Here is a 21,948-nt window from a genome sequence, read left to right as displayed (position 1 = left end):
TTCTATGCTTCCGCTTTTTCCCATCCACCCTTTGCCTTTCCCACTTGAGAGCGCGATCGGCTATCTGCTGCGCCTGGGGGCAGTCAACGATTTGCCAACGTTGCCCTGGCTACAGGCTTTCCAAAAGCGTATGGAACGGCCCGCTCAGAGTTTCGACACCTTCTTCGAACAAGTGACGGGACATGGCTCCACTGAAATGAATTGTCTATGGGGACCATCCATTCCCACTTTGCCGATCAGTCCCGAGCGCAAACTCGGCATCAAGACCACGTACTGGAATCTCCACCACCGGCGTTGGTGCCCCGATTGCCTGCGGGAAAATGGTTACTGGAAGGCCGAATGGCTGCTGACGCTACAAGTCGCCTGCCCCATCCATCGGTGCTTGCTTCACGAACTGTGTCCGGCCTGCCAACAACCGGTTAGCTGGTATAGCGGTGGGTTACAACGATGCCGCTGCGATCACTCGCTTACCTCAGAAGCTGTCTCAACTCCAGCGTCCGAAGCGTTGTGCCAAGTTGCTCAACTGGTCAGCGGGAAACTTGCCACTGCGACCGATACCCCATTCTCAGCAGGGACCAGTGATCTTGCTCACTTGGTAGAGCACGTGCAGTTGCCCCGGTTGCTCGACCTTCTATGGGTGCTGGGGTGCTATGGACATTACCGCGCCCTCAAAAAATCATTGAAGGTACAGGATCACCACCGACTTGCTGTTGCATTGCCAGTGCTCGAGAGCGCCAGCCACATGCTGACGCAGTGGCCCCATACCTTTCATGCCTTACTATTCGACTCCTGCGACCAGACGCAGACACATGCTTTGCACTTGCATAAGTTTTCTGGACCCCGCTTGCTTGCCCTCAATCGAGCACTCAGCCACCCTGAGTTGCATTTCGTCCGCTACGAGTTCGAGCGATTCGTTTCGGCGCATTGGAAAGGTGTCATCGCTGACCGTCATAAATTCTCCGAAGCCATCACCTTTGAGCATACGACCATCCTTGCCAAGGAGGCCGCCGAAATGCTTCAGATTTCGCGCAAGAAGCTGAATATGCTGGTGAACCAGGGATGCATCCAAGGCTGGTATCAGCAATCTAATGGGACTCTGCGCTACCTAGTCATCGATCGAAAGTCGGTACTTCGCTTCCAACTTGGCAGTGCCGGCGCGCTGTACACGCTGGCGGACGCCGCTGACTATCTTGGTCTCTCCCATCCTCGACTCAAGTTGCTCGTCGAGGCTCGCCTACTGGTACCCGCACGCCAACCGGAGGGAAATAATACCCTGCACCTACACTGGGCATTTGAAAAGTCTGAGCTAGATAGGGTACTCGGAGACCTGCGCATCCAAGTCCATGCGACCCCAGCATGCAGTAGCATGATCTCCCTGGAGGCTGTCTGTCGTTCCCGGAGCCGAACTGGTGCCGATTTCATCACACTCATTCGTGCCATACAGCGTGGCGAGCTCGACTGCATCGCCCGTGACCCCAATCAACCTGGTCTGAAAGGGCTGCTACTCAACCGAACCCAATTTGAAACTTGGTTTGGAGAGCACCTACAGTCACAGCAGTTGTACTCCATCTCGCCTGCCGCTCACTACCTGGGGCTCAAGGAGCATGTGCTGTACTGGCTGCGTGATAAAGAGCTACTGTATGGATTCGAATATCCCGAAGGTGCCAAAAGTCCCAAGTTATCGAGGTCGGCGCTGGATAGCCTCAAGGCCCGCTATGCCTGGGGATTGGAGCTAGAGAGGCTAACGGGATACGGAAGGAAGTCTGCAGCACGTGCGCTGATCAACCGTGGGGTCTGGCCCGTTACAGGCCCGGCGGTCGACGGTGGAACAACGTACCTGTTCTTACGTTCGGACGTAATCGCTTTTCAGAGACAGCAAGCTCAGCTCACGCGGCACGGCCTGCCATGCAAGGCTGTAGGTGGAGGAGACCGCACATGTTGATTTTTCTCGATACGGAGTTCGCAGACTTCGCCGACCGGGAGCCGATCAGCATCGGTATGGTGTCCGAGGATGGTCAGCACGTTTTCTACGCGGAGTTACAAGACTTCGACCGTGATCGCTGCAACGCTTTCGTACGGTCGACAGTGTGGCCACTGTTGGGCCAGATTGATGGAGCGACGGTCAAGAGGATCGACCTGCCGGACCGGTTACGCACCTGGTTCGCCGCCCTGCCGAGAAGGGTGACGATTGCTTGCGATAGCCAGTTTGACCGTGAGGTACTGGGAGCAATGATCGGTGGGCCTTGGCCAGCTAACCTGGTGGGCTGGTTTGACTTGCGCCCGTTGATCGATACGACGGTTTTCGATCAGGCGGTAAACGCTTATCACGCTCAGTCTGATCGGCCCTGGCATCACGCTCTACACGATGCTCATGCCCATCGAGCAGGCTGGCTGGCATGGATGGACAAACGTCGGCGCGACAATCTCCTGCAGAGGTAAAAGGCGGACTGTTTGCCTCCCAAGGGGGACTTAGTGCCCGCTCTCGAACTATCTATGGATTGCCGGGGTGATTCAGTGTCATGACAAACAGCTCTTGTTAGAGCTAGTCGCCTGACATTATGATTATTGAATTTAGCATGTCTTTGTCAATTCATTAGGTTTGGTAGCTCTCCTGCTGAAAGCCTTAATGCCACTACCTAAAGTATGGCCAGGGAGTTAAAAACTGGCGGTGTTTGACCGGCTCACTGGCATGCAGATCAATCACAAAGAAATAACAGGGAGCGGAGCAGCTGTCGTCCATGAGCGCAGCGTCCGAGGATATGGGAGCAAATCCGACTAAGAGACCTGCGCGAAAAAACCGTTTTGCGGTCAAGCGTGGCGTCATTCCGCCATCGTCCCAGGTCTTGCTATTTAACTCCGACCAGTGGGAAAAGCTCGTCGAGGTTGCCTGCCTGAACCGCCCGCTAGGTGGTGGCGGGAGATACGCCTTCGTCAAACAGTTGGGCGGTGCAGGGGATGGTGGAAGGGACGTCGAGGCTCGCTTGGTCCCCACTCTGCTCAAGGGACAGTGGGATTTGTACCAAGGCAAGCACTATGACCACGCCTTGGCACCAACTGACGTGTTCAAGGAGCTAGTCAAGTTTTTCAAGCATCTGGCGGCAAAGACATACCCAGAACCTCGCTACTACCACCTGTGCGCGCCGCGGGGGGCCGGCAATGATCTGCACAACCTCCTGACCAAACCCGACGAATTCAAACAGCGTTTGCTGGACGACTGGAAATCGGGGAAGACTGGGCTCAAGGGCCGCGCTGCGGAGCTGACCCCGGACTTAGAGAAGCTGATCGAGGCGTTCGACTTCAGAAACATCATCGAGTGCCAGACGCGAGATATATTGAAGTGGCACGCACTGGACAGAGCAGCACACTTCGCGTTGTTCGGTTTTGAGGGTGAACGCGGCGACGACCCGCTAACACCGGCCACGCCTACAGCCCACGAACAGATTTATATCGATGAACTGCTGAAGGTTTACGCAGAGGTCTCCAGCAAGAGCTTGACGCTGAGCGAGCTAATGGCATCGGACTCCTGTGGTGAGCATTTCCAAAGTCAGCGCACGCTCTTCTACTGCGCCGAGGGGCTCAGGATATTCAGCAGGGACACGTACGGAGAAGCAGAGTTTGATGCACTGTTAGACATGGTACTGACTGGCGTCGGGCCGAAGGTCAAGAGCCCTCGTCACAAGACCGGCCTGGACCGACTCGAGGCTGGCACCAATGGAGCCGAACAGCTCATCGTCAACGACAGCCTTCTGGCTCCCAAACTGCGACCTGGCGATCTGCCTGGCAGCTGCCACCACCTGGTTAACAAGAAGAGGCTCAAGTGGGTCAAGTGAAACGACGGGAACTACTCGTATTTAATTCGCCGTTCGAGCTCGGCATCCGCATGGTCTACCTGTTGCAGGCGCTCGCACCTCACGGAGCGGACCTGCAAAAGCTGGTCCTGTTGGACTACGCCATCGTGTACTCAGCCGACCTGAACGGACCGAGTAGCTTGCACACACCCATCCCATTCCGTGGTGCCGAACTCATGAGTCGGCGAGAGCTGATCGAGCAGGGGCTCTACCTGATGAGCACGCGCGGCTTGGTGACGGCTACGTGGGACGAAGATGGCATCACCTATTTCGCAGGGGAAGGCGCACGGGCCATGACGGGGGCACTGACTTCAAATTACCTACGCGAGTTGGAACACTGCTGCGAGTGGGTAGCTGAAGAATACGGTCGAGCCGACTCCACGGAGCTCGCTGCCCGGTTCGCAGCAAATGGTCACCTCTGGGGGGCCGAGCTTGAGTTGGTGACGCGAAATGGAGGCGGCGCATGGGCATAATTCTTACGTCTCTGTCGGTCCACGGGCCGGACCGCGAGGACGCCGAGATCACCTTCCCCTCCAAGCGGCGTCTGATTCGAGGACCGAGCGAGACTGGAAAGTCTTATATCTACGACTGCCTCTGGTACATGTTGGGAGGCGATGACTTTCCCGAAACGTTCCCGCTTGCACAGGGCTACCAGGAGCTCCGTCTGCGGTTTACAGCCCAGGGCAATGAATACGAAGTGCGTCGGGGCTTGTCTGGAGGAGGCGCCGCTATCTATTGGCGGACGTTGAGCAACGATGAAGAGCAAGTGTTCGAACCTCTCGAGCAGGATCTCGGGAAATTGCTCGTTAGCTTGTCCGGCGCTAGCGGTAAGCAAATTCTTCGCAACCAGAGCAAGCGGGGGGCTGTAACTGGTGATGACCTTCGTCACTGGTCGTTGTGGTCGCAGTCTGATATTCCCGCCAAGCAGCCTACCGTGGGCATCAGCCAAGCCGCGTCGAAGCGCGAGGCTTCATTCCACTTATTTCTGACAGGTACCGATGACTCAGGTATCCAGCTGCGAAAGTCTCAAACGGAGGCCGAACGTGCCCGTGGTGAGCTACAAGGAGCCGAGGCTGCTTTGGCGCGAATCCAGACTATTATGCCGGCAGATCTTAAACGTGAAGAAGTAGCTGATGCGCTGGAGCGAGTAGATACGACACTGTCAGCGATGGCGAGCCAGTACGACGCGCGTGCTACGGTCCTGAAGGAGTTGCGCCAGCAGATCGCAGATACATCGGACGGACTGCGCAAAGCTGAGAACGGTCGGAACCATTCGCAGTCCATGATCAGTCGGTTCGAGCTGCTCGACAAAAAATATGAGAACGATTTGGCGCGTCTTGGCGGCACGAGCGAGGGAGTCGCATTCTTTCAGGAACTTCCGACTGTAAATTGTCCATTGTGCGGAACCCCTGCGGAAAGCCAGGTAGACCCTAACGATCTGCGCCCTGCTACCCCCAGCCATTACCGAGCAGCAATCGCTGCTGAAGCGAAGAAAATTAGTGCGTTACGCACTGGACTGCTCGCAGCCCTCCAGCATGAGCGGGGCCGCCATCAAGCCCTCAAGGCGAATGCGGAAAAGCTCTCTGGTGAATTGAGTTTGCTACAGAGCCGCGAAGCATCGGTGCTACGGAATGCTCGCGTTGAGTTCACTGCTGACCCGAAGAGCTTGGCGCTGCGACGTTCCGAACTTTCGGCGCAGTTGAGTAACTTCGACGAAATACAGCACCTCACCGTCGAGATTGGCCGTCTGAAGCAGGCCACTGTTCGAAATCGCATCACCGTCACCCGGGAAGGCGGTACCTTCGGTCGTGAGGTGGCAAATCGTGCTAAGGAATTGTTGGATATCTGGGGCTTCAGCAGCATCGATAACATTGCTCTCGACGACGAAGCCTGCGATCTGCGTGTCGACGACCGCTCACGATTGAGCTACGGCGCCGGTGTGCGAGGTCTTTATTTGTCTGCTCTTGTAGTTGCGTTCATGGAGCATGCGCTTGAGAAAGGACATCCCCACTTGGGTATCGTCGTCCTAGATTCGCCGCTGAAGACGTATGCCGACCCGGAGTCGACTGAAGAACACGAGGTTCCGCCCGCGACAGTCATTGACCGTTTCTATGGATGGATGTCCACCTGGAGCGGGCGCGGCCAAGTCATCGTACTCGAGAACGAACCCATCAAACCTGAGACAGCAGCAGTGCTCGAGCCCCTCACCTTCACGCGTATTCGTGGCAAGGGCAGGTACGGTTTCTACCCTTTGCGCGATGGCATCAGCGACAGCCAGAAAGTTGAGGAAGTCGAGCGGCCCTAGCACCGCAAGGAGAGCGACTCGTCCCAGACGCTCACTCAACTCGCGGCCTTGGCCACATTACTGTGATGCTAGTGGCTACAGTCAGCGCGTTACGCTTTGCCTTTCGAATCGCTGAAGCCCATTCCGGGCCGTTGCCCTAGACGGCGTACATGAAACTGCAACCAGGGAGATTGCATGCATATTGAACGTCTTGTACTGGAGAATTTTCGTTGCTTCGGTCCTCAGGAGACCGAAGTCGCCCTTGGCCCCTGTCTCGTCGCTTTTATTGGAGATAACGGCACAGGCAAGACGGCGCTAATGCAGGCCTTGCAGCGCATGTTTGGAGTAACGTCCGAGCAAAGGCGCTTGCGCAAGCAGGATTTTCATGTTCCCTTCGATGAGGCAGATCGCCCGATAGCCCGTACACTGGTGATTGAGGCCATTGTCGCATTTCCCGAATTGGATGCCGACGATGATAGTCCCGCCGTGCCTGCCTTTTTCAAGAACATGGCGGCCGAGGAAAACGGCAACCTCAAGGTTCGTCTTAGGTTGCAGGCGACGTGGACCGACGATGGAACTCTAGACGGCTCAATCGAAGAATCCTACTGTGCCGTGCAGACCTTCGGTGTCTTCGAGGAGGGTGATCTGCATCAACTACGCGGCTCTGACCGCTCGCGGATCCAGCTCTTCTACATCCCGGCAACAAGGGACGGGGCATCACAGGTTTCGGCGTTTGTGCGCGGCAGGCTCTGGCGAGCCATCAATTGGTCTCCGGATATCAAAGAGTCGCTAACAGGCGCAGGCTCGGAGGTAAATCAGGCATTCTCAGCCGAGGCAGCTGTGTCGAGCATCAGCTCCGCCGTGACCCAGCGATGGCAACAGCTTCACTCGGCTGGGACCGATACAACGCCTATCTTTCGGCCGGTCGACACACGCTGGCAGGAGTTCATTCGCCGCGTAGAGGTTGTCTTCCATCCCACTGAGGATGGACATGATCGAGCACTGGAAGACCTGAGCGATGGGCAGCGCTCGTTGTTCCACTTGGCCATGGCAGCTGCGACGCTAGACATCGAGGCTAGGCTTGCTGGAGATGACGCGCCGGAGGGTTTCATCGAGGGCGGCATCCCACTGCCCGCTTTGACCATCGTGGCGCTGGAAGAACCAGAGAACAACCTCGCACCCTTCTATCTCTCCCGTATCATCAAGCAGGTACAAGAGATCGCCGCCAGCAACAATGCTCAGGCCATCGTGTCGAGCCATTCGCCCAGTATCCTCGCACGAGTCGACCCTTCCAATGTGCGGCACTTCCGCCTGAATCTGGAGAACCGTTGCTCGGCGGTGCGACAGATCAGCCTACCTGAGGGTGATGAAGACGCGTCGAAGTTCATTCGTGAGGCCGTACGTGCTTATCCCGAATTGTATTTCGCGCGCTATGCAATCCTTGGTGAAGGAGCCACCGAGGAAGTTGTGCTTCCGCTGCTGGCCAAGGCAATGGACTTCCCTATCGACCGGTCCTTTGTCGCCGTCGTGCCGCTGGGCGGTCGCCACGTCAATCACCTGTGGCGGCTGTTGACCGACCTCCAAGTACCCCACGCTACGCTGCTGGACTTAGACTGGGGTCGTAGCGGTGGTGGCTATGGCCGGATCAAGACGGTATGCGAACAGCTGCTGAGCGTTGGCTATACGCCCTTGCAAGTCTTTGCAAGCAGACTCCATCCAGAAGGGCACGAACGGAACCTTGCTGATATCGCTGTCATGGACGATGCAGACACCGACGACCTGAGTAATTGGCTAACTAGGCTTGAGCGGTTCGGCGTTTACTTCTCCGCCCCGCTCGACCTAGACTTCACGATGCTGAAGGCCTACCCGGATGCCTATCGGGTGCTTGAGGCGGGCATGCGCGGTCCTTCCGGTAGCGGCGACCCACGAACGGCCGTTTTGGGCGAGGAAGGCACTCCGAGTTTCTATGATGCAGCGGAGGACGACGCGCTGCGCTGGTACCGCTATCTATTTTTGGGGCGCGGCAAACCAAGTACGCACGTCAGGGTCTTAAGTCGACTCACTCAAGAGAACTTGGTAGTTGCATTGCCGCAACCCTTGCTGCGTATGCTGACCAAAGTCCGAACCGACCTTGAACAGGCTGCGACGCAATGACCTCACGGCCGATAACACCTGAGGCTTGGCGTCCTCGCGGCATATTGGACCTTGAGCCGAATGCCTGGACAGCCCTGCGCCAAACTGGCTCGACATCGGTGGTAGCGGGGCCCGGTGCGGGCAAGTCCGAGTTCCTGGCACAGCGAGCGGCCTACCTGCTGGAGACCGGGCTCTGCAAAGCACCGAAGCAGATCCTGGCGATCTCATTCAAGGCAGACGCTGCGGCCAACCTCGCAGCGCGCGTGCGTAAGCGCTGTCCACCCGAACTAGCGGAGCGATTCACGTCGATCACATTCGATGCCTTCACTAAGAGCTTGGTCGACCGTTTCCTCGCTGCTATACCGCAGCACTGGCGCCCAACGCGGCCTTACGAGATAGGGTTTCCGACTCGGCGCATGGTGATAGATGAACTGAACAGCATCCGCGGCCTAGCCCAGCCCGCGTGGCAAGCTCGGGTCGCTGCATTCGCCCCCGACAGGTTCGAAGCAGTCAACGTCGGCGGCCATCGACTTGCAGTAGAGATGCCCCAGTTGCTCACAACGGCGGAGGAGTTCGCCATCTACCACTGGCTGCACCGACAGCTGTTCGGCACGGCGATGTCCAAGCTGACCTTTGTCACCTTGAACCGCTTGGCGGAGTTAATCGTGCGCGCCAACCCTAAGATTGCGCGCGCACTGCGCATGACCTATCCCTACGTATTCGTGGATGAGTTCCAGGACACGTCGTTTGCTCAATACGACTTCCTGCTTTCCACGTTCGGTCAGGGCGGCACGGCTGTCACCGTCGTCGGTGACCACAAGCAGCGCATCATGGGCTGGGCCGGCGCGCGCCAGGATGCGTTCGAGCGATTCGAGGCCGACTTCGGTGCCCAGCGCGTGAACCTACTTTTCAACTTCAGGTCTTCGCCTGAGCTGGTACGCATTCAGCACTTTGTCGCCCAAACGCTGGATCCGCAATCGCCGCAGATCCAGTCTCAGGCGGTAAGCCAGCTGGACTCGGACGTCGTGCAGGTGTGGAACAGCAGCTCTACCGTGACCGAAGGGCAGCGCCTGGCGCAGTGGATCGCTGCAGACATGGCCGCGCGCCAGAAGCAGCCCCGCGACTACGTGCTTCTCGTGCGTCAGCGCCCCGACCAGTTCGAGGAAGAGCTTCAGCCAAGGTTTGCTGCGGTAGGGCTGAGCCTGCGCAACGAGAGTCGGATCATTGGCCGGACCAATGTCCAGGATTTGATGGTTGACGAGGCGGCTTCTATTGCTTTGGCGGCATTACGATTAGCCACCGGGCAGCGCAGTGCTGCGGCTTGGTCGACGCTCTCCAGCGGCGTCTATGCGATTCGCGGCGCAGATGAGGACAACGAGTTCCTGCGGGATCGCGCCGATCGGGACATCCAGGACTTCTTGGGCATACTCGCGCAAGACATCAGTGACAAAACTCCCTCGACTGAGTTGGCAGTAGAAATCACGCAGCGGATCTTTGAATTCCTAGGTGTAGCCGCGATCAAGAGCACCTTTTCGGCATACACGCGCAACGACTTGCTCGAAGTCATGATCGAAGGCTTCTTGCTGCACCTACAGCATGCAGCCTCGGAGACCGCCGACTGGCCCGACTGCATCGACCGATTCACCGGTATGAACGACATCCCATTGATGACAGTACACAAGAGCAAAGGGCTGGAGTACGACACCGTCTTCTTCGTCGGCCTCGACGATCAATCATGGTGGAGTCACACGCCTGGCAACCCCGAGGGCATCGCAACGTTCTTCGTGGCCTTGTCACGGGCCAAGCAGCGCGCAGTTTTCCTATTCTGCGAGCGCCGTGGCGCGCGACGGCAGGTCGCCGATCTTTACCAAATGTTGACCGACGCCGGCGTAGAGGAAGTTGATGTCAACTGAACAGCAGGATTGCGGGCCATCGGATATCCGAGATTGCTTTCTTGTGAAAGTTCGACCATCTGACAAGATTAATGATAAGAATAGGGTCAGCCCATAGCCCAGTTAGACCATTGAGGCATTTAGAAGTTTTGGATATTAAAAATCATTTACATGATAAATTTTATAGTTGATAGATTTACATCATGAGCACTCGCCATTTTTAATATTTTTTGATGTTGCAATTATTTTCAATATAAAAATGAAATATATTTCTAAATTCCGAAAAGATTTCAAAATAGACTCAAAAGCAGACCTCTCAAATGTTGCTGTGGCGGTTGATGCAATATATTGCGCTATTGAAATAGCAACATCTCATCTAGGTGATTTTGATCCAAGCAATAATAGTACAGGTTTTCGAATTCACACATTCATAAACCTACTTGGGCGTATATTTGAGCATGCCCAAGCCATGCTTGTTGCGATATCCACAGGATCACCCGCAAGCGCCGAGGCACTAGCTCGCATCGTTGTAGAGGGGTCAATAAATGTAATTTACCTTGCAGACCACGGAGATTCAGGAACACTAATACAATTCTTCCGATCATGGACTAATGAGCACGAGAAGAAGCTCGCCGATTGGATGCATAAAATTCAGGGCAAAGAATATGCTGAACGTGTGTCCTTTATGATTGAGGAGAGAAGGGATTTGGTGGCTGGTTTAAAAGAAATTATAATGAACATTGAAACTCAGTGCGATATTGATTTGCCAAATTCTCCTGAATGGCCAAAATCACTTTTCAAACGTTTTGAATTACTTGGTAGAGAAACGGATTATTACGAAAGTTATCATCGCCTCAGTGGGGCAAGTCATATCACGGCCGAAGATACACTAACCTGGCTAATTTCACTGGACATGCCAGACGAGTTCAAATATCGCATAGGAAAAGAGGCGTTGGCTTATTCAGTAATGATGACTCGTATTTCATGCATGTTTTTTGTAGATGCTGTTGCCGCTTCTGTTGTTTCTTATGGTCGTTCAGTCAACAATGATCTAAAGGATCAAAAGCTTAAGCTTGTAAAGGCTGTGCAAGAAATTGCTCGCGATGCCGGTGTTCCATTAAGTAATGGAAACATTTCTACTTAACGGTTTGAGCCAAACCAAGAACGGAAGAGAGAAGCATGAAGATATTACATGGAAAGCATTAAGCTCTCCCCAGATAAGCACTCATGAAGGTCAGTGCTGGCAATGCTGTCAGGGCTCTCGCATGCAGAACTCAAAGCCGAAAATTAACGACCTGTGCATTAGCTCACTAAAACCAATACGGTTCATATTCACAAGCACAGTTGTTATTTAAAATTCAAACCACGGGGATAAAGTAGTGCTACGAATTAAACGAAAGCGGCCAAGTCCTCTCTTTTACGAGGTGGTTGATCAAGCACGCGATCAATTACTGAGATGGGCCAGTCGCCCCGCGGAAGATCGCCGCCAACGGCGAGCACCAATCGAACATGATATCTTCCATTCGGGTCATGTCGTTGATGAGGTAATGTCAGATTTCGAGGGACGCTGCGCATATTGTGAAAGAGAAATAGGAACATCCGAAGGCATCAGTCACTTCCGGCCGCTTAGCATCGCCGATGAAGATGGCATGGATAATTTTGTCGATCACTATACTTGGCTTGCTTTTGAGTGGTTTAACCTTTTTTTGCTTTGCCGACGCTGCCAGAAGGCAAAGGCCGATCGCTTTCCAGTCATGAATGGGCGTCGCGCACGCTACCTTGCAACTTTTGACGAGGTCAGGGCAGAAGAAAAACCGTACTTGATCGATCCCACTGTCGATAATCCATCGAGCCATATTTCCTACTTGATTTCGGGAGAGTGTATTTCAAAGAAAAACTCACCAAAATCTATTGCAACTATCGAAATTCTCGATCTAAATGACAAATTTCTCGTATTTGATCGGCAAAAAACAATAGAAAGAACCTTACAGGTTTGGCGTTACGCACTAGAAAATCGCAATTCATTACCAAATGATTTTCTGCTTGCAGGCTCCTTTGTTGGTGCTTGTCGTGATGTTGTATTGAGGATCCTGGGCATATATGGGCCACATAGCCTTTCAATCAACAATGGGTTTGCCATCAGACAGAATATTGATGCCATGATCGGCCGGGGCGATCGCGAAGAACTCGATCGCATAATTGCTGTCATGGATCTGACAGAAAACTCCGATCAAGTCAGGCTTAAGGAACTTCAGCGACGCACTTTCGGTACATATCAGTCGACATCACCGGTGAGTCCGGCACCACAGCCTGTCGAGCTTCGGTCAGCTAGGGGAGAACTCAGCTCACTTCGTGTCACAAATTTTCGTGCGATCAATGACGTGCAGATCCCATTCCCAAAAGTGAGGTCGAAAAAGGCGGGAGCACCGTGCTTGCTTCTTCTTGGCGAAAATGCAACTGGCAAGTCAACCTGTTTGTCTGCAATGGCCCTGGCTCTTCTCGGTACTAAGCAAGCGAAAAAGCTACGCCTGCCTTACCATGAACTTGCACGTAGTGTGGATCGGAAATCTTGGAATCTGTGGGGCACGCAGGGCTTAGAGGTGACAGTCAGGTTCCATGATCAAAGGGAGTACGCAGAATTCTACTACGATCCAATTCGGGACCGACTTGATGGGACCCCGGAACAGTCTGCGGTAGTTCTCGGCTATGGCCCCCACCGCTATTTCGCCAATGCGAAAGGACGTCGGGGAGTAAGCTCATCTGAGAGAGTTCGCAGCCTTTTCGATCCGAGAAGACCACTACCCGACCCGTCCGAGTGGCTTAGAGGGCTGTCAGGTAGGCAATTCGATCAGGTCGCCCGCACCATCCGCACTATCCTGCCGACTGGTGATGACGACCAACTTGTCAAAGACATGCAGGCTGGTATTTGCGTTCTCGCGCAGGGCCAGTTAACGCCAGTCAGCCAACTGAGTGAGGGCTATCGCTCTATTTTTGCGATGGTCGCAGACATTTGTCGTTCTCTCCTCGACCACTGGTCCAACCTGGAAACAGCACAGGGGGTCGTTCTGATAGACGAGATCGAGACCCATCTCCACCCAAGGTGGAAAATGCGAGTTATTTCGTCACTACGCAATGCCTTCCCCAGCGTCCAATTTATCGCAACGACTCACGATCCTTTGTGTGTTCGTGGCATGGACGATGGTGAGGTGATTGTTCTTACCCGCGACTCAGATGGCGGTGTGCAAATTCTCGATGACCTACCTGATATATCTGGTATGAGTGCAGAGCAGATACTAACCTCGGAATATTTTGGCCTTTCCAGCACTATTGATTCCGAAGTTCATCTAGAGATTGCACGCTTAGCTCATAGGATCGAAGGCGATCCTATGAGTAATATCGGTGCTGAGGCTAAGGCCCTTATTTCAAAGCTCACCATAGGTGACAGCGCTGCGGCACAGATTATTCATGAAGCCCTTGTTAGATATCTGCGAGAGCGTGAACGTCCAGTCGACAGCCTCTCGCAGAATGCTCGTGCGGATGCCGTTGCGGCAGTGTTCAAGGCTCTTCGAGCATCGCGGGGAGCTTAGTATTATGCGCAAGCTTGATCGTGCAAGTGTTCCCGCCCCACCATCTCTCACGGTGCCAAGTGGCGCTGTAAGTACCGAGAAGGTTAGCGCAACCGCTTATTATGGTGGACGAGTACCATGGAATGCGACCTACACATCCTTCCCCTTCAAACATTACAAGGGACGTGACGTTAAGGCTGCCCTCCGACAGCTAGCGGGAGGGAACTGCGCCTATTGTGAAAGCAAAATCGGCGCAGTCGGCGCCAGAGAAGTGGAGCACTACCGTCCCAAGGGAGGTATCGAGGGTGTGGCTACCCATCCGGGCTATTGGTGGTTAGCCCATAACTGGGACAACCTTCTTCCGACGTGCAGGGACTGCAATAAAAGTCTGAGGCAGCATATCGTCACACCAGGGATGACGAAAACTGCAGTTGAGGCTCTCATCAGCAAAACCCCGAAAGATAACTACGGTAAAGCAACCCAATTTAATATTCTCGGCACTCGTGCAATCAACGATACCTGCAGTCTCGTAGTAGAAGATCCCCTCCTCATTGACCCATGTAGGCGTGATCCGGCTAATGAATTGTGTTGGGATTTCTCGACTGAACTAACGTTGATCGAACCAAAGCAAGGAGTGAATGGACCTAGCCCTTACGGGGTCTACACGATCCGTACCTGTGCTCTCAACCGAGCCGAACTGGTGTTGGACCGTATCCCCGTACTACAGCCAATGAGGATGCTACGGACCCACATTATCAACCGCTTGAACCACTGGAGTGGTTCGAAGACTGAATTAGACGACATCATGAGCGAGGTAGCCGTGCTGGTCACTCATGCGGACCCTGAGCAGCCCTATGCTGGCATGGCTGCCGCCTTCGTGGAGGATTTCCAAGAGGAGCTTGATCGCTGGCGCATTGCGCGTGGCCTTCCTCCTTTTTAGAACAGACCGTTCCCTATACGTGCGTGGATTGAGAAGCTGGAACATCGCAGAGAGAACATTTGGCAAGGTAACGGAAACGTGAAGTTGATGTATGCCTGATAATTGAGCCAAGCCGGAAATTTAATTATCCAAGGAGCATTTTTTGTTACATGCCTTCACACGCAACAAGTCACGTCTATATCGGCGATATCTAGGGCATCGAGATCACAACGAAAAGAGGGTCCCAGAGGAGGATGAAATCACTGCCTTGATCATGGGGCCATTGGCTTTCCTTCCTGCCAGTGAGATTGGCCGGTTCTGGATGGCTCTCGTGAGATGGGGAAATCCAAAGATTGTATTCCCCAAAGGAGCAGTTACTCATGCGGAAATGGCATTCTGGCCAAAAAGGAGGAATATCGAGCCGGATATGCTGGTTACCCTTTCTTGGGGAGATGATCATCAGTTGCTGCTGGTTGAGTTCAAATGGAGGGCTCCCCTGAGTGGTGACGACCAGCTTTACAAACAGTGGCAGGAATATCTATCACATGGCGAGCGAGAGCACGCATGGCACCTATTTATCGCCCCAGATACTACCGAAGGTAGCAAAGCAATAATGAGAGAGGATGTATGGGATGGACGACTGCTGCTCCGTACTTGGTTCGATGTTTTGAATACACTGCATCATCTCAATGAGTTGAATACTACCCACCTACACCGTTGGTCTGAAGAGGTGATTGGTTGTCTCGCAAAACTGGGAATTCGCCCGTTTCGCGGTTTTAAGCACCTTTCTGCGGTAGAATTTACGTCACCGAGGGGCTTTGTATTTTGGAGAGGCTTCGAGGGTTTTGCGCAAATGGTAACGCCGGTGATACCTCCGCTAAACATCTCACAACAAGCGTTCTTTACTGTAACAGGAGGCCTTTGTGGCTGAAATCGGCAAGTCAATTTCCGAGTGCATATCTTTCCTTTCTAAAGTTGGGACCGAGTGTGAACTCCTTGCTCGGTTGCTGAAGCAGGAGCTGAGTAATCTATTGACGGATGGATCGGTCAGTAAGTGCGTTGTAGCGGACGCTTGGATAGAGTCTACTGAGACAGATAGCAGTAACTGGGTATTCACCGGTATTGCACACTCTTTGCCCATCATCATCAAACCCAAGCGGACGGTCGGTGCCTACCTATTTTTCCAGATCAGTTTCATCGGTGATGGTATTGCAGCAGTAGGCAACGAGCAGCCACTTCTGCATGTTGGTTTTTGGTCTGAACCGGTGGACTTTGATGAAAATTGGATGGGATTTCCTCTGGATGAGTCTGCACTGGTAGACATGACCCTCGAACAAGATCTTTTGTTCAGATGGTCAACACCCGGAGTAAGGGAAAGTCAGTGGACCTACAGCCTCAGGCTGGCTGAGATTAATACGATGGAAGATATCCAACAAAAGATCATCGTCCCGGTAAGAGAACTTCTTCGGGGTCAAAGTGCCTCGGATGCTTTCTCTTATGCAGTCCACAGTATTGTCCGCTATGGCGAGATTGATGGCGACCCTGGACACTATCGTGTACTGCAGTAAGTGTGAGTGATCTGTCCCACTCGCCATGGAGAAGTTGTGTAGAGAAGCTGGGGGGGGAGATACAACACGTGAAAATCACAGAAATGGAAGTGGTGACACGCCCATGACTAAAGGATCCCCCTTCTGACTAAAAAGCATTTTGACAGAAATGCTTTACAACCCCTATATCAAATATCCAGATAAGGCAACTGTCATTCGGCGCTGGCAACAGCTCATGACCGACATGATCACCCTTCCGCCGCGGCAGCCACAGACTCAACGACGTTCCATACGAAGTGGACCGAGAGTGGCTACAAGATTCGCAAGTTAGTGGCCGCCGACCATCTGCGTCTCAACTGCTGCGCATTTGGTTGGGCGAGGACACAAAGCTCTGGATGGTTCAGATCTGCATAATTAAGTGTCAGTTGGCTGTTGACGAACCCATCTAATGTGCAATACGCTAAAAAAAGACGTCGGCCACTGACCCAGACCATTGCCGCTGAACCGATGGCACACGGCGTCTAGTTACGTTACCCCCTGAGGCTAGTCATATCCAGTCAGCTTGGGACGTCGCGTGAACGGCAATACTTAAGTCGACGCACCACGCTGCATGGAGTGACCATGCCTACTTTCCCATCGGCTTTGCTTAAGCCGATCAGCTCAAAGCTGATCGAGGCTTTTGCACACGAAGGTGTTCATATCGGCCCTGCCAAGGCCTTAGAGTTCATCCTATGGTGCCTAGGGTTCTGGACCTCTAAATTGGCTCGGGACTTCAAGACGCCGCTCGCAGTTACCCCAGGTTCTGGGCATGTACACGATAGCCTGCCGCAACACCTGCATCTGCGCTTGGTGATTGACCGAATCAAAAGCGTACAGAAGATCGACGAATGGGTTGCGCAACGCTTGGCGTCCGTGACGTTGGAAGTGGTTCGCAGCTCAGGCTTGCACGTTAACACTTTGAAGGTTCTTTTCGATCCGGCCTATGCGGATAGCCGTGATCGTATCTTCAAAGCTATGTCCGACCCTGACTTTCCACCTACGCAGGCCACTGTTGCGATTGCTCTCGGCAAGTTGCCAGCACTGCCGGCGGTCAGCTTAGCAGAGCGTCTGAATTGGATCGGTCCAGCGCTTGCGCTCAACGGCACGGTGTCTGAGATGGTCGCACGTACGCCGACCTTCCTATGGGATGAACCGTCGCGGGAGCTTCGCGAAACACATCTGGCCCTTACCGATAAGGTCAATTGGCGAGATGGGAAACTGTACAGTGCCGAACTCGGGCTTGGCTTCTGTCTTGTACGGCAAGAACAGTACAAGGGGCGGGTTCTCACCGGTATTATTTCGCCAACGGCACACTACCAAGCTCGAGATGAGCGTGGCTGGAATGCATCAGCAATCGGTCAAAGTGGGTTCAATGAAGAAGCGCATGCCCGCTCTCTGGTGACCATTATAGGCAAGCCTGTCTCCTCGCTGCCGCGCCTCAAGATTTGTCCTGTGTGCCTAGTGCTTTACTCTGATGACCTCAAGGATCTCCACCACGTTTGTGACGGTGCTTTAGTCGACGCGCGACGGGTCCTGGCGGGCCTACGAGTATTTAGTGAGAGCGAAAAGAGTACTTTCACTACAGAAGACTTGGTCGCATTCCTTAAGCAGGGTGTCGATGGCACACCCCGTGTCACCAGTGACATCGTTGAAAGCTTCCTGAAAATGCATCGTCATACGTTACGTATCCGGTCTATTAAGGGTCAGTGGCTTCTGGCTCGCCAGTCGACGCCTGGCACGGAACGAGAGCGACTATTTGGCGATGTAGTCAACCATCACTCCCCTAACCACGCGCAGTAACCAGCTGAACGTTCGATACGTTTTACGGATCCTGCTCTTCGACCACCAGCCATAGGCAACTTTGAGACCTGTCTGTTGGCTTGCAAGGTCGTTGCAAAGTTCAGGACTTGTTGCGACTTAAACCCTGGCCGTTACATCTACAGTACGGAAGGCCCTCGGCAATCGCTTTTCAAGGAGATTTTTATGGACCCGACTACCATTCTGCCGATTGAAGGAAACAGTGGGCTCAATTTGAGCATGGATGAATTTGTACACACGGCAACTTCCAAAATTAAGGACTTGGCTCAGCTTGGTGTACTTGATGCCACCTTGACTGGTGGGGTTAAAGTGGAGATTGATCCTGTGGAGATGAAGGCCCTCTACGCAAAGAAGGGTGCAGAGTTGGTGGTGACACCTACTCACATCCAAGTCACGGTCACAAACCCGAACGCTGTAGCAGAAGATGTAGTAAAGGCATTGCGGCAGCCGGAGCCCCGGCGTACCCAAGCTATTGCTGGTGCGATGATCGGGGAGGCACAGCAACGGTTCTCGGTACTGGAGGCATCACTGAAGAACGACGAAAAGAAATGACCATCGCAACAATTGACTCTCCGAAGGTAAGGCTTCGGAGAGTTTTTTGTTCCCCTGATGCAAACCTTTGATTTTTCTTGTTTTGCGACATTTTTTTCACAAAGAGCGCAAATTTTGTAGGTATTCTTCACGTAATCTGCAAACCGGCGGGCCTGCGACATGTGCACAGAAGTGAAAAAATCCTTACAAATCAAGGGCCATTTTTTTCACGAACTCTGCAAACCTACACCAGCCGCCCGCCTTCCGGCGAGCGGCTTTTTCTTTCCCCGCGCGCCCTCCCGCCGCATCGCGCTTTTCACGCGCGGACAAGGCCTCGGCGCGGAGTCCCGCTGACTAGAGCTGCCGGCTATTCGGCCCCAAGCGGCTCCGGCCCGCGCGCAAAGCCCGCATGATTGAGCTCGCTGAGCGCCAGGTTCACGTCGAAAATCCTGCAGCTGACCTCGGTCACCCCCAAGGCTTTCAGTCTTGCGCTGTGCATGCGCAGATAAGCTTGCGCCGTTTCTTCGCTGGCAAACAGATAAATGCCGCCGGCCTCTTGCCGGTCCGGGCTCTCCGTCCATATTTTCCAGATGAAGCCGGGCTCCTGATTGATGGACGCCGCCAGCTCTTGCAACCGGCTTGCCATCTCGTCGCCGAAAGGACCGGAAAAATCAAAGTGGACTTGCAGAAGTTTTTGCATGAAAGCGTTTCCTATAGAAGGCAAGACTCGCGGCAACGCAGGGCACCTTGCCAGGCCGTCCATCGCGGCCGGGAAGTTTTGCTTTTGTTTGCTAAACCTCCTTTCCGCCAACAATAGACATCATTCCATCCTTCAGCTTCGCGCATGCGCAATAGTGCCGGACGATATTGGCAGTACAACACTCGCTTGTACGACTAAAAGGACATTCGCCATGAAACGTCTATTCGCATTCGCCGCGCTGAGCGCCTCGGCATGGCTCTGCGCCATGCCGGCCCAGGCCGGCGTCTCCATCACCATCGGCCAGCCCGGCTTCTACGGACAACTCAGCCTCGGCGGTTTCCCGCCGCCGCAGCTGATCTATCCACAACCGGTGGTCATCCAGCCCGCCCCGGTGGCGGTGACGCCGATGTATCTGCGGGTGCCGCCCGGCCACATGAAGGATTGGCGTCGCTACTGCGGCCGCTACGGCGCCTGCGGCCGCCCGGTCTACTTCGTTCGCGACGAGTGGTACCGCCAAGTCTACGTGCCGCGTTATCAGCAGGTTCAACGCGGCCATGAGTACAGGCGCGAACACGAACGCCACGGCTGGCATGGCGACGACGATCACGACCATGGCCGCGGCCATGAGCGCGATCGTCGCGACTGGCGGCGAGACCGCTAAAACCGCGCTCAGCGCTGCACCGTCGCCATCACCTCGGACGCGTAGCGCAGGCCGCTGACGGCCTCCGGCGGAAAGACCGCATCGATTTCCGCCCGCTCCGCCGGACTCAGTTCCAGCATCAGCGCGCCCAGATTGTCGTCCAGATTGCGGATGCGGCGCGCGCCGGGAATGGCGACGATGTGATCGCCGTGCGCCAGCACCCAGGCCAGCGCCAATTGCGCCGGCGTGCAGCCCTTGGTTTCGGCCAAGGCCTTCACCCGGTCCACCAGCGCCAGATTGCGGCGGAAATTCTCGCCGAGAAAGCGCGGATTGCCGCGCCGGTAGTCGTCGGCGTCGAAGTCGTCCGGGCTTCTGATCGCCCCGGTCAAAAAACCGCGCCCCAGCGGGCTGTAGGCGACGAAACCGACGCCCAGCTCCCGGCACAAGGCCAGCGTTTGCTGCTCCGGGTCCCGCGTCCACAGCGAGTATTCGCTTTGCAGCGCGTGGATGGGATGGACGGCGTGCGCGCGGCGCAAGGTGTCGGGCGCGGCCTCGGACAGGCCCAGGTAACGGACCTTGCCGGCGCGCACCAGCTCCGCCATCGCGCCCGCCGTTTCTTCGATAGGCACTTGCGGGTCCACGCGGTGCAGATAGTAAAGATCGATGACGTCGACGCCCAGCCGCTTGAGGCTGCCTTCGCAACTGCTGCGCACGTATTCCGGCCGTCCGTTGACGCCGCGCGCGGCCGGATTGGCCGGGTCCATCACGATGCCGAACTTGGTGGCCAGCACCACCTCGCTACGGCGCGACTTCAGCAGCTGCGCCAGCAATTCCTCGTTGCGGTAAGGTCCGTACATATCCGCGGTGTCCAGCAGATTGACCCCGCGATCCAGCGCGTGATTCAGCGTGCGCAGCGATTCCGCGTCGTCATGCGCGCCGTAGAAAGCGCTCATGCCCATGCAGCCCAAGCCCAAAGCGGAAACGGAGGGGCCGTTACGGCCCAGGATACGTTGTTTCATGCCTGCCATCCTTCGTGGTCGGTTAAGATGCCTGAAGCATATTCTCTTGCCTCCATCGGAAAAACCGGCTTAATCTGCATGCATTACGTAGAAAATCTTCACAATGCCGCAAAACTCCCTGCATGCCTTGCAAGCCTTCCGCCTCATCGCCCAGCACGGCAGCTTCACCCGCGCCGCCGCCCAGCAAGAGGTCACCCCCTCGGCGCTGAGCCAGACGCTGCGTCAATTGGAGGCGCAACTGGGCGTGCGCCTGCTGAACCGCACCACCCGCAAGGTAGGGCTGACCGAAGCCGGCCAGGCGCTGCTGGCGCGGATCAGGCCGCTGCTGGAACAGCTGGACGGCGCGCTGGAAGACACTCGCCAATGGCAAGGTCAGCTCAGCGGCACCCTGAAGCTGACCTTGCCGCATACCGCCGCCGCCCTGCTGCTGTATCCCTTGCTGGCCGGCTTCATGCGCGCGCATCCGCAGCTAAAGCTGGAACTGGACGTGAACAATCAATTGGTGGATATCGTGGAGCGCGGTCTGGACGCCGGCCTGCGCTTCGGCGAGAGCCTGCAACAGGATATGCAGGCGGTGGCGGTCAGCGCCCCGCTCCGCTTTTGCGTGGCGGCCAGCCCGGCTTATTTGCAAACGCGCGGCGTACCCGCGCATCCGGCCATGTTGCGACAACATGATTGCCTGCGCTATCGCTTCGCCAGCAGCGGCCAGATCTACCGCTGGCAATTCGTCGACGCCGGCCGGCCGTTCGAAGTCGCGGTGCAAGGGCCGCTAACCGCCAACGACACCGCGGCGGCGCTGCACGTCGCGCTGGGCGGACTCGGCCTCGCCTATCTGCCGCAGGCGATGGCCGAACCCCATCTGGCGGACGGTGGCCTGATCGCCGTATTGGAAGAATGGATGCCGCCGGCGGAGGCCTTCTACCTGTATTACCCGCACCACCTGCATCAGCCGGCGAAACTGCGGGCGTTCATCGACTACTTGAGACAGGCGATGACCGCCCGTTGACGGCCC

Annotated in this window: 18 protein-coding genes; 16 read left to right on the top strand and 2 right to left on the bottom strand. The window is 55.1% G+C overall.

Annotation, left to right across the window (positions count from 1 at the left end):
* Window positions 1–4 precede the first annotated feature (4 nt).
* The 14 genes from JC616_RS04570 to JC616_RS04505 all read left to right on the top strand — a co-directional run bounded on the left by JC616_RS04570 (window position 5) and on the right by JC616_RS04505 (window position 18,598).
* Window positions 5–1,942, top strand: coding sequence for a TniQ family protein (locus tag JC616_RS04570; RefSeq protein ID WP_227106966.1), 1,938 nt, complete (start codon window positions 5–7; stop codon window positions 1,940–1,942).
* Window positions 1,936–2,439 carry a 3'-5' exoribonuclease gene (locus JC616_RS04565; protein ID WP_227106964.1) on the top strand — a complete coding sequence of 168 codons (504 nt, stop codon included), beginning with the start codon at window positions 1,936–1,938 and terminating at the stop codon, window positions 2,437–2,439. The genes JC616_RS04570 and JC616_RS04565 overlap by 7 nt, the downstream gene beginning before the upstream one ends.
* A gap of 299 nt (window positions 2,440–2,738) precedes the next feature.
* The gene (locus JC616_RS04560; protein ID WP_227106962.1) at window positions 2,739–3,830 is read left to right on the top strand and encodes an ABC-three component system protein; all 1,092 of its coding nucleotides are present in this window, start codon (window positions 2,739–2,741) and stop codon (window positions 3,828–3,830) included.
* Entirely contained in the window at window positions 3,818–4,321 is a 504-nt protein-coding gene (locus JC616_RS04555; RefSeq protein WP_227106960.1) for an ABC-three component system middle component 2, read from the top strand. The genes JC616_RS04560 and JC616_RS04555 overlap by 13 nt, the downstream gene beginning before the upstream one ends.
* Window positions 4,312–6,153, top strand: coding sequence for an ATP-binding protein (locus JC616_RS04550; protein WP_227106958.1), 1,842 nt, complete (start codon window positions 4,312–4,314; stop codon window positions 6,151–6,153). Before JC616_RS04555 ends, JC616_RS04550 begins: the two co-directional genes overlap by 10 nt.
* A 174-nt stretch (window positions 6,154–6,327) precedes the next feature.
* Window positions 6,328–8,286 carry an ATP-dependent nuclease gene (locus JC616_RS04545; protein ID WP_227106956.1) on the top strand — a complete coding sequence of 653 codons (1,959 nt, stop codon included), beginning with the start codon at window positions 6,328–6,330 and terminating at the stop codon, window positions 8,284–8,286.
* 44 nt (window positions 8,287–8,330) lie between these two features.
* Complete coding sequence (locus JC616_RS04540) at window positions 8,331–10,178, top strand: UvrD-helicase domain-containing protein (protein WP_227106954.1); 1,848 nt, start codon at window positions 8,331–8,333, stop codon at window positions 10,176–10,178.
* A gap of 166 nt (window positions 10,179–10,344) precedes the next feature.
* Window positions 10,345–11,301, top strand: a complete 957-nt coding sequence (locus tag JC616_RS04535; protein ID WP_227106952.1) for a DUF5677 domain-containing protein — start codon at window positions 10,345–10,347, stop codon at window positions 11,299–11,301.
* Window positions 11,302–11,704: 403 nt separating this feature from the next.
* Complete coding sequence (locus tag JC616_RS04530; RefSeq protein ID WP_227106950.1) at window positions 11,705–13,744, top strand: AAA family ATPase; 2,040 nt, start codon at window positions 11,705–11,707, stop codon at window positions 13,742–13,744.
* A gap of 4 nt (window positions 13,745–13,748) precedes the next feature.
* On the top strand, window positions 13,749–14,663 hold the full coding sequence (locus JC616_RS04525) for an HNH endonuclease family protein (RefSeq protein ID WP_227106948.1): 915 nt from the start codon (window positions 13,749–13,751) through the stop codon (window positions 14,661–14,663).
* A gap of 142 nt (window positions 14,664–14,805) precedes the next feature.
* The gene (locus JC616_RS04520; RefSeq protein ID WP_227106946.1) at window positions 14,806–15,573 is read left to right on the top strand and encodes a hypothetical protein; all 768 of its coding nucleotides are present in this window, start codon (window positions 14,806–14,808) and stop codon (window positions 15,571–15,573) included.
* Entirely contained in the window at window positions 15,566–16,210 is a 645-nt protein-coding gene (locus JC616_RS04515) for a hypothetical protein (RefSeq protein ID WP_227106944.1), read from the top strand. Before JC616_RS04520 ends, JC616_RS04515 begins: the two co-directional genes overlap by 8 nt.
* 600 nt (window positions 16,211–16,810) lie before the next feature.
* Window positions 16,811–18,028, top strand: a complete 1,218-nt coding sequence (locus JC616_RS04510) for a hypothetical protein (protein WP_227106942.1) — start codon at window positions 16,811–16,813, stop codon at window positions 18,026–18,028.
* Window positions 18,029–18,211: 183 nt separating this feature from the next.
* Window positions 18,212–18,598, top strand: a complete 387-nt coding sequence (locus tag JC616_RS04505) for a hypothetical protein (RefSeq protein ID WP_227106940.1) — start codon at window positions 18,212–18,214, stop codon at window positions 18,596–18,598.
* A gap of 346 nt (window positions 18,599–18,944) precedes the next feature.
* On the opposite strand, the gene JC616_RS04500 is transcribed toward JC616_RS04505, so the two are convergent.
* The gene (locus tag JC616_RS04500) at window positions 18,945–19,277 is read right to left on the bottom strand and encodes a monooxygenase (protein WP_227106938.1); all 333 of its coding nucleotides are present in this window, start codon (window positions 19,275–19,277) and stop codon (window positions 18,945–18,947) included.
* Window positions 19,278–19,488: 211 nt separating this feature from the next.
* Between JC616_RS04500 and JC616_RS04495 the strand changes: the two genes are divergently transcribed.
* Window positions 19,489–19,938, top strand: coding sequence for a hypothetical protein (locus JC616_RS04495; RefSeq protein ID WP_227106936.1), 450 nt, complete (start codon window positions 19,489–19,491; stop codon window positions 19,936–19,938).
* Window positions 19,939–19,946: 8 nt separating this feature from the next.
* Here the strand turns inward: JC616_RS04495 and JC616_RS04490 are convergent, their stop codons facing one another.
* A complete protein-coding gene (locus tag JC616_RS04490; RefSeq protein ID WP_227106934.1) occupies window positions 19,947–20,936 on the bottom strand; it encodes an aldo/keto reductase in 990 nt (329 codons plus the stop codon).
* Between the two features lie 103 nt (window positions 20,937–21,039).
* Between JC616_RS04490 and JC616_RS04485 the strand changes: the two genes are divergently transcribed.
* Entirely contained in the window at window positions 21,040–21,942 is a 903-nt protein-coding gene (locus tag JC616_RS04485; RefSeq protein ID WP_227106932.1) for a LysR family transcriptional regulator, read from the top strand.
* Window positions 21,943–21,948 lie beyond the last annotated feature (6 nt).

Origin of the sequence: Chromobacterium rhizoryzae, from assembly GCF_020544465.1 — a bacterium.
GTDB lineage: Bacteria > Pseudomonadota > Gammaproteobacteria > Burkholderiales > Chromobacteriaceae > Chromobacterium.
This window is presented reverse-complemented; position numbering and strand designations above follow the sequence as displayed.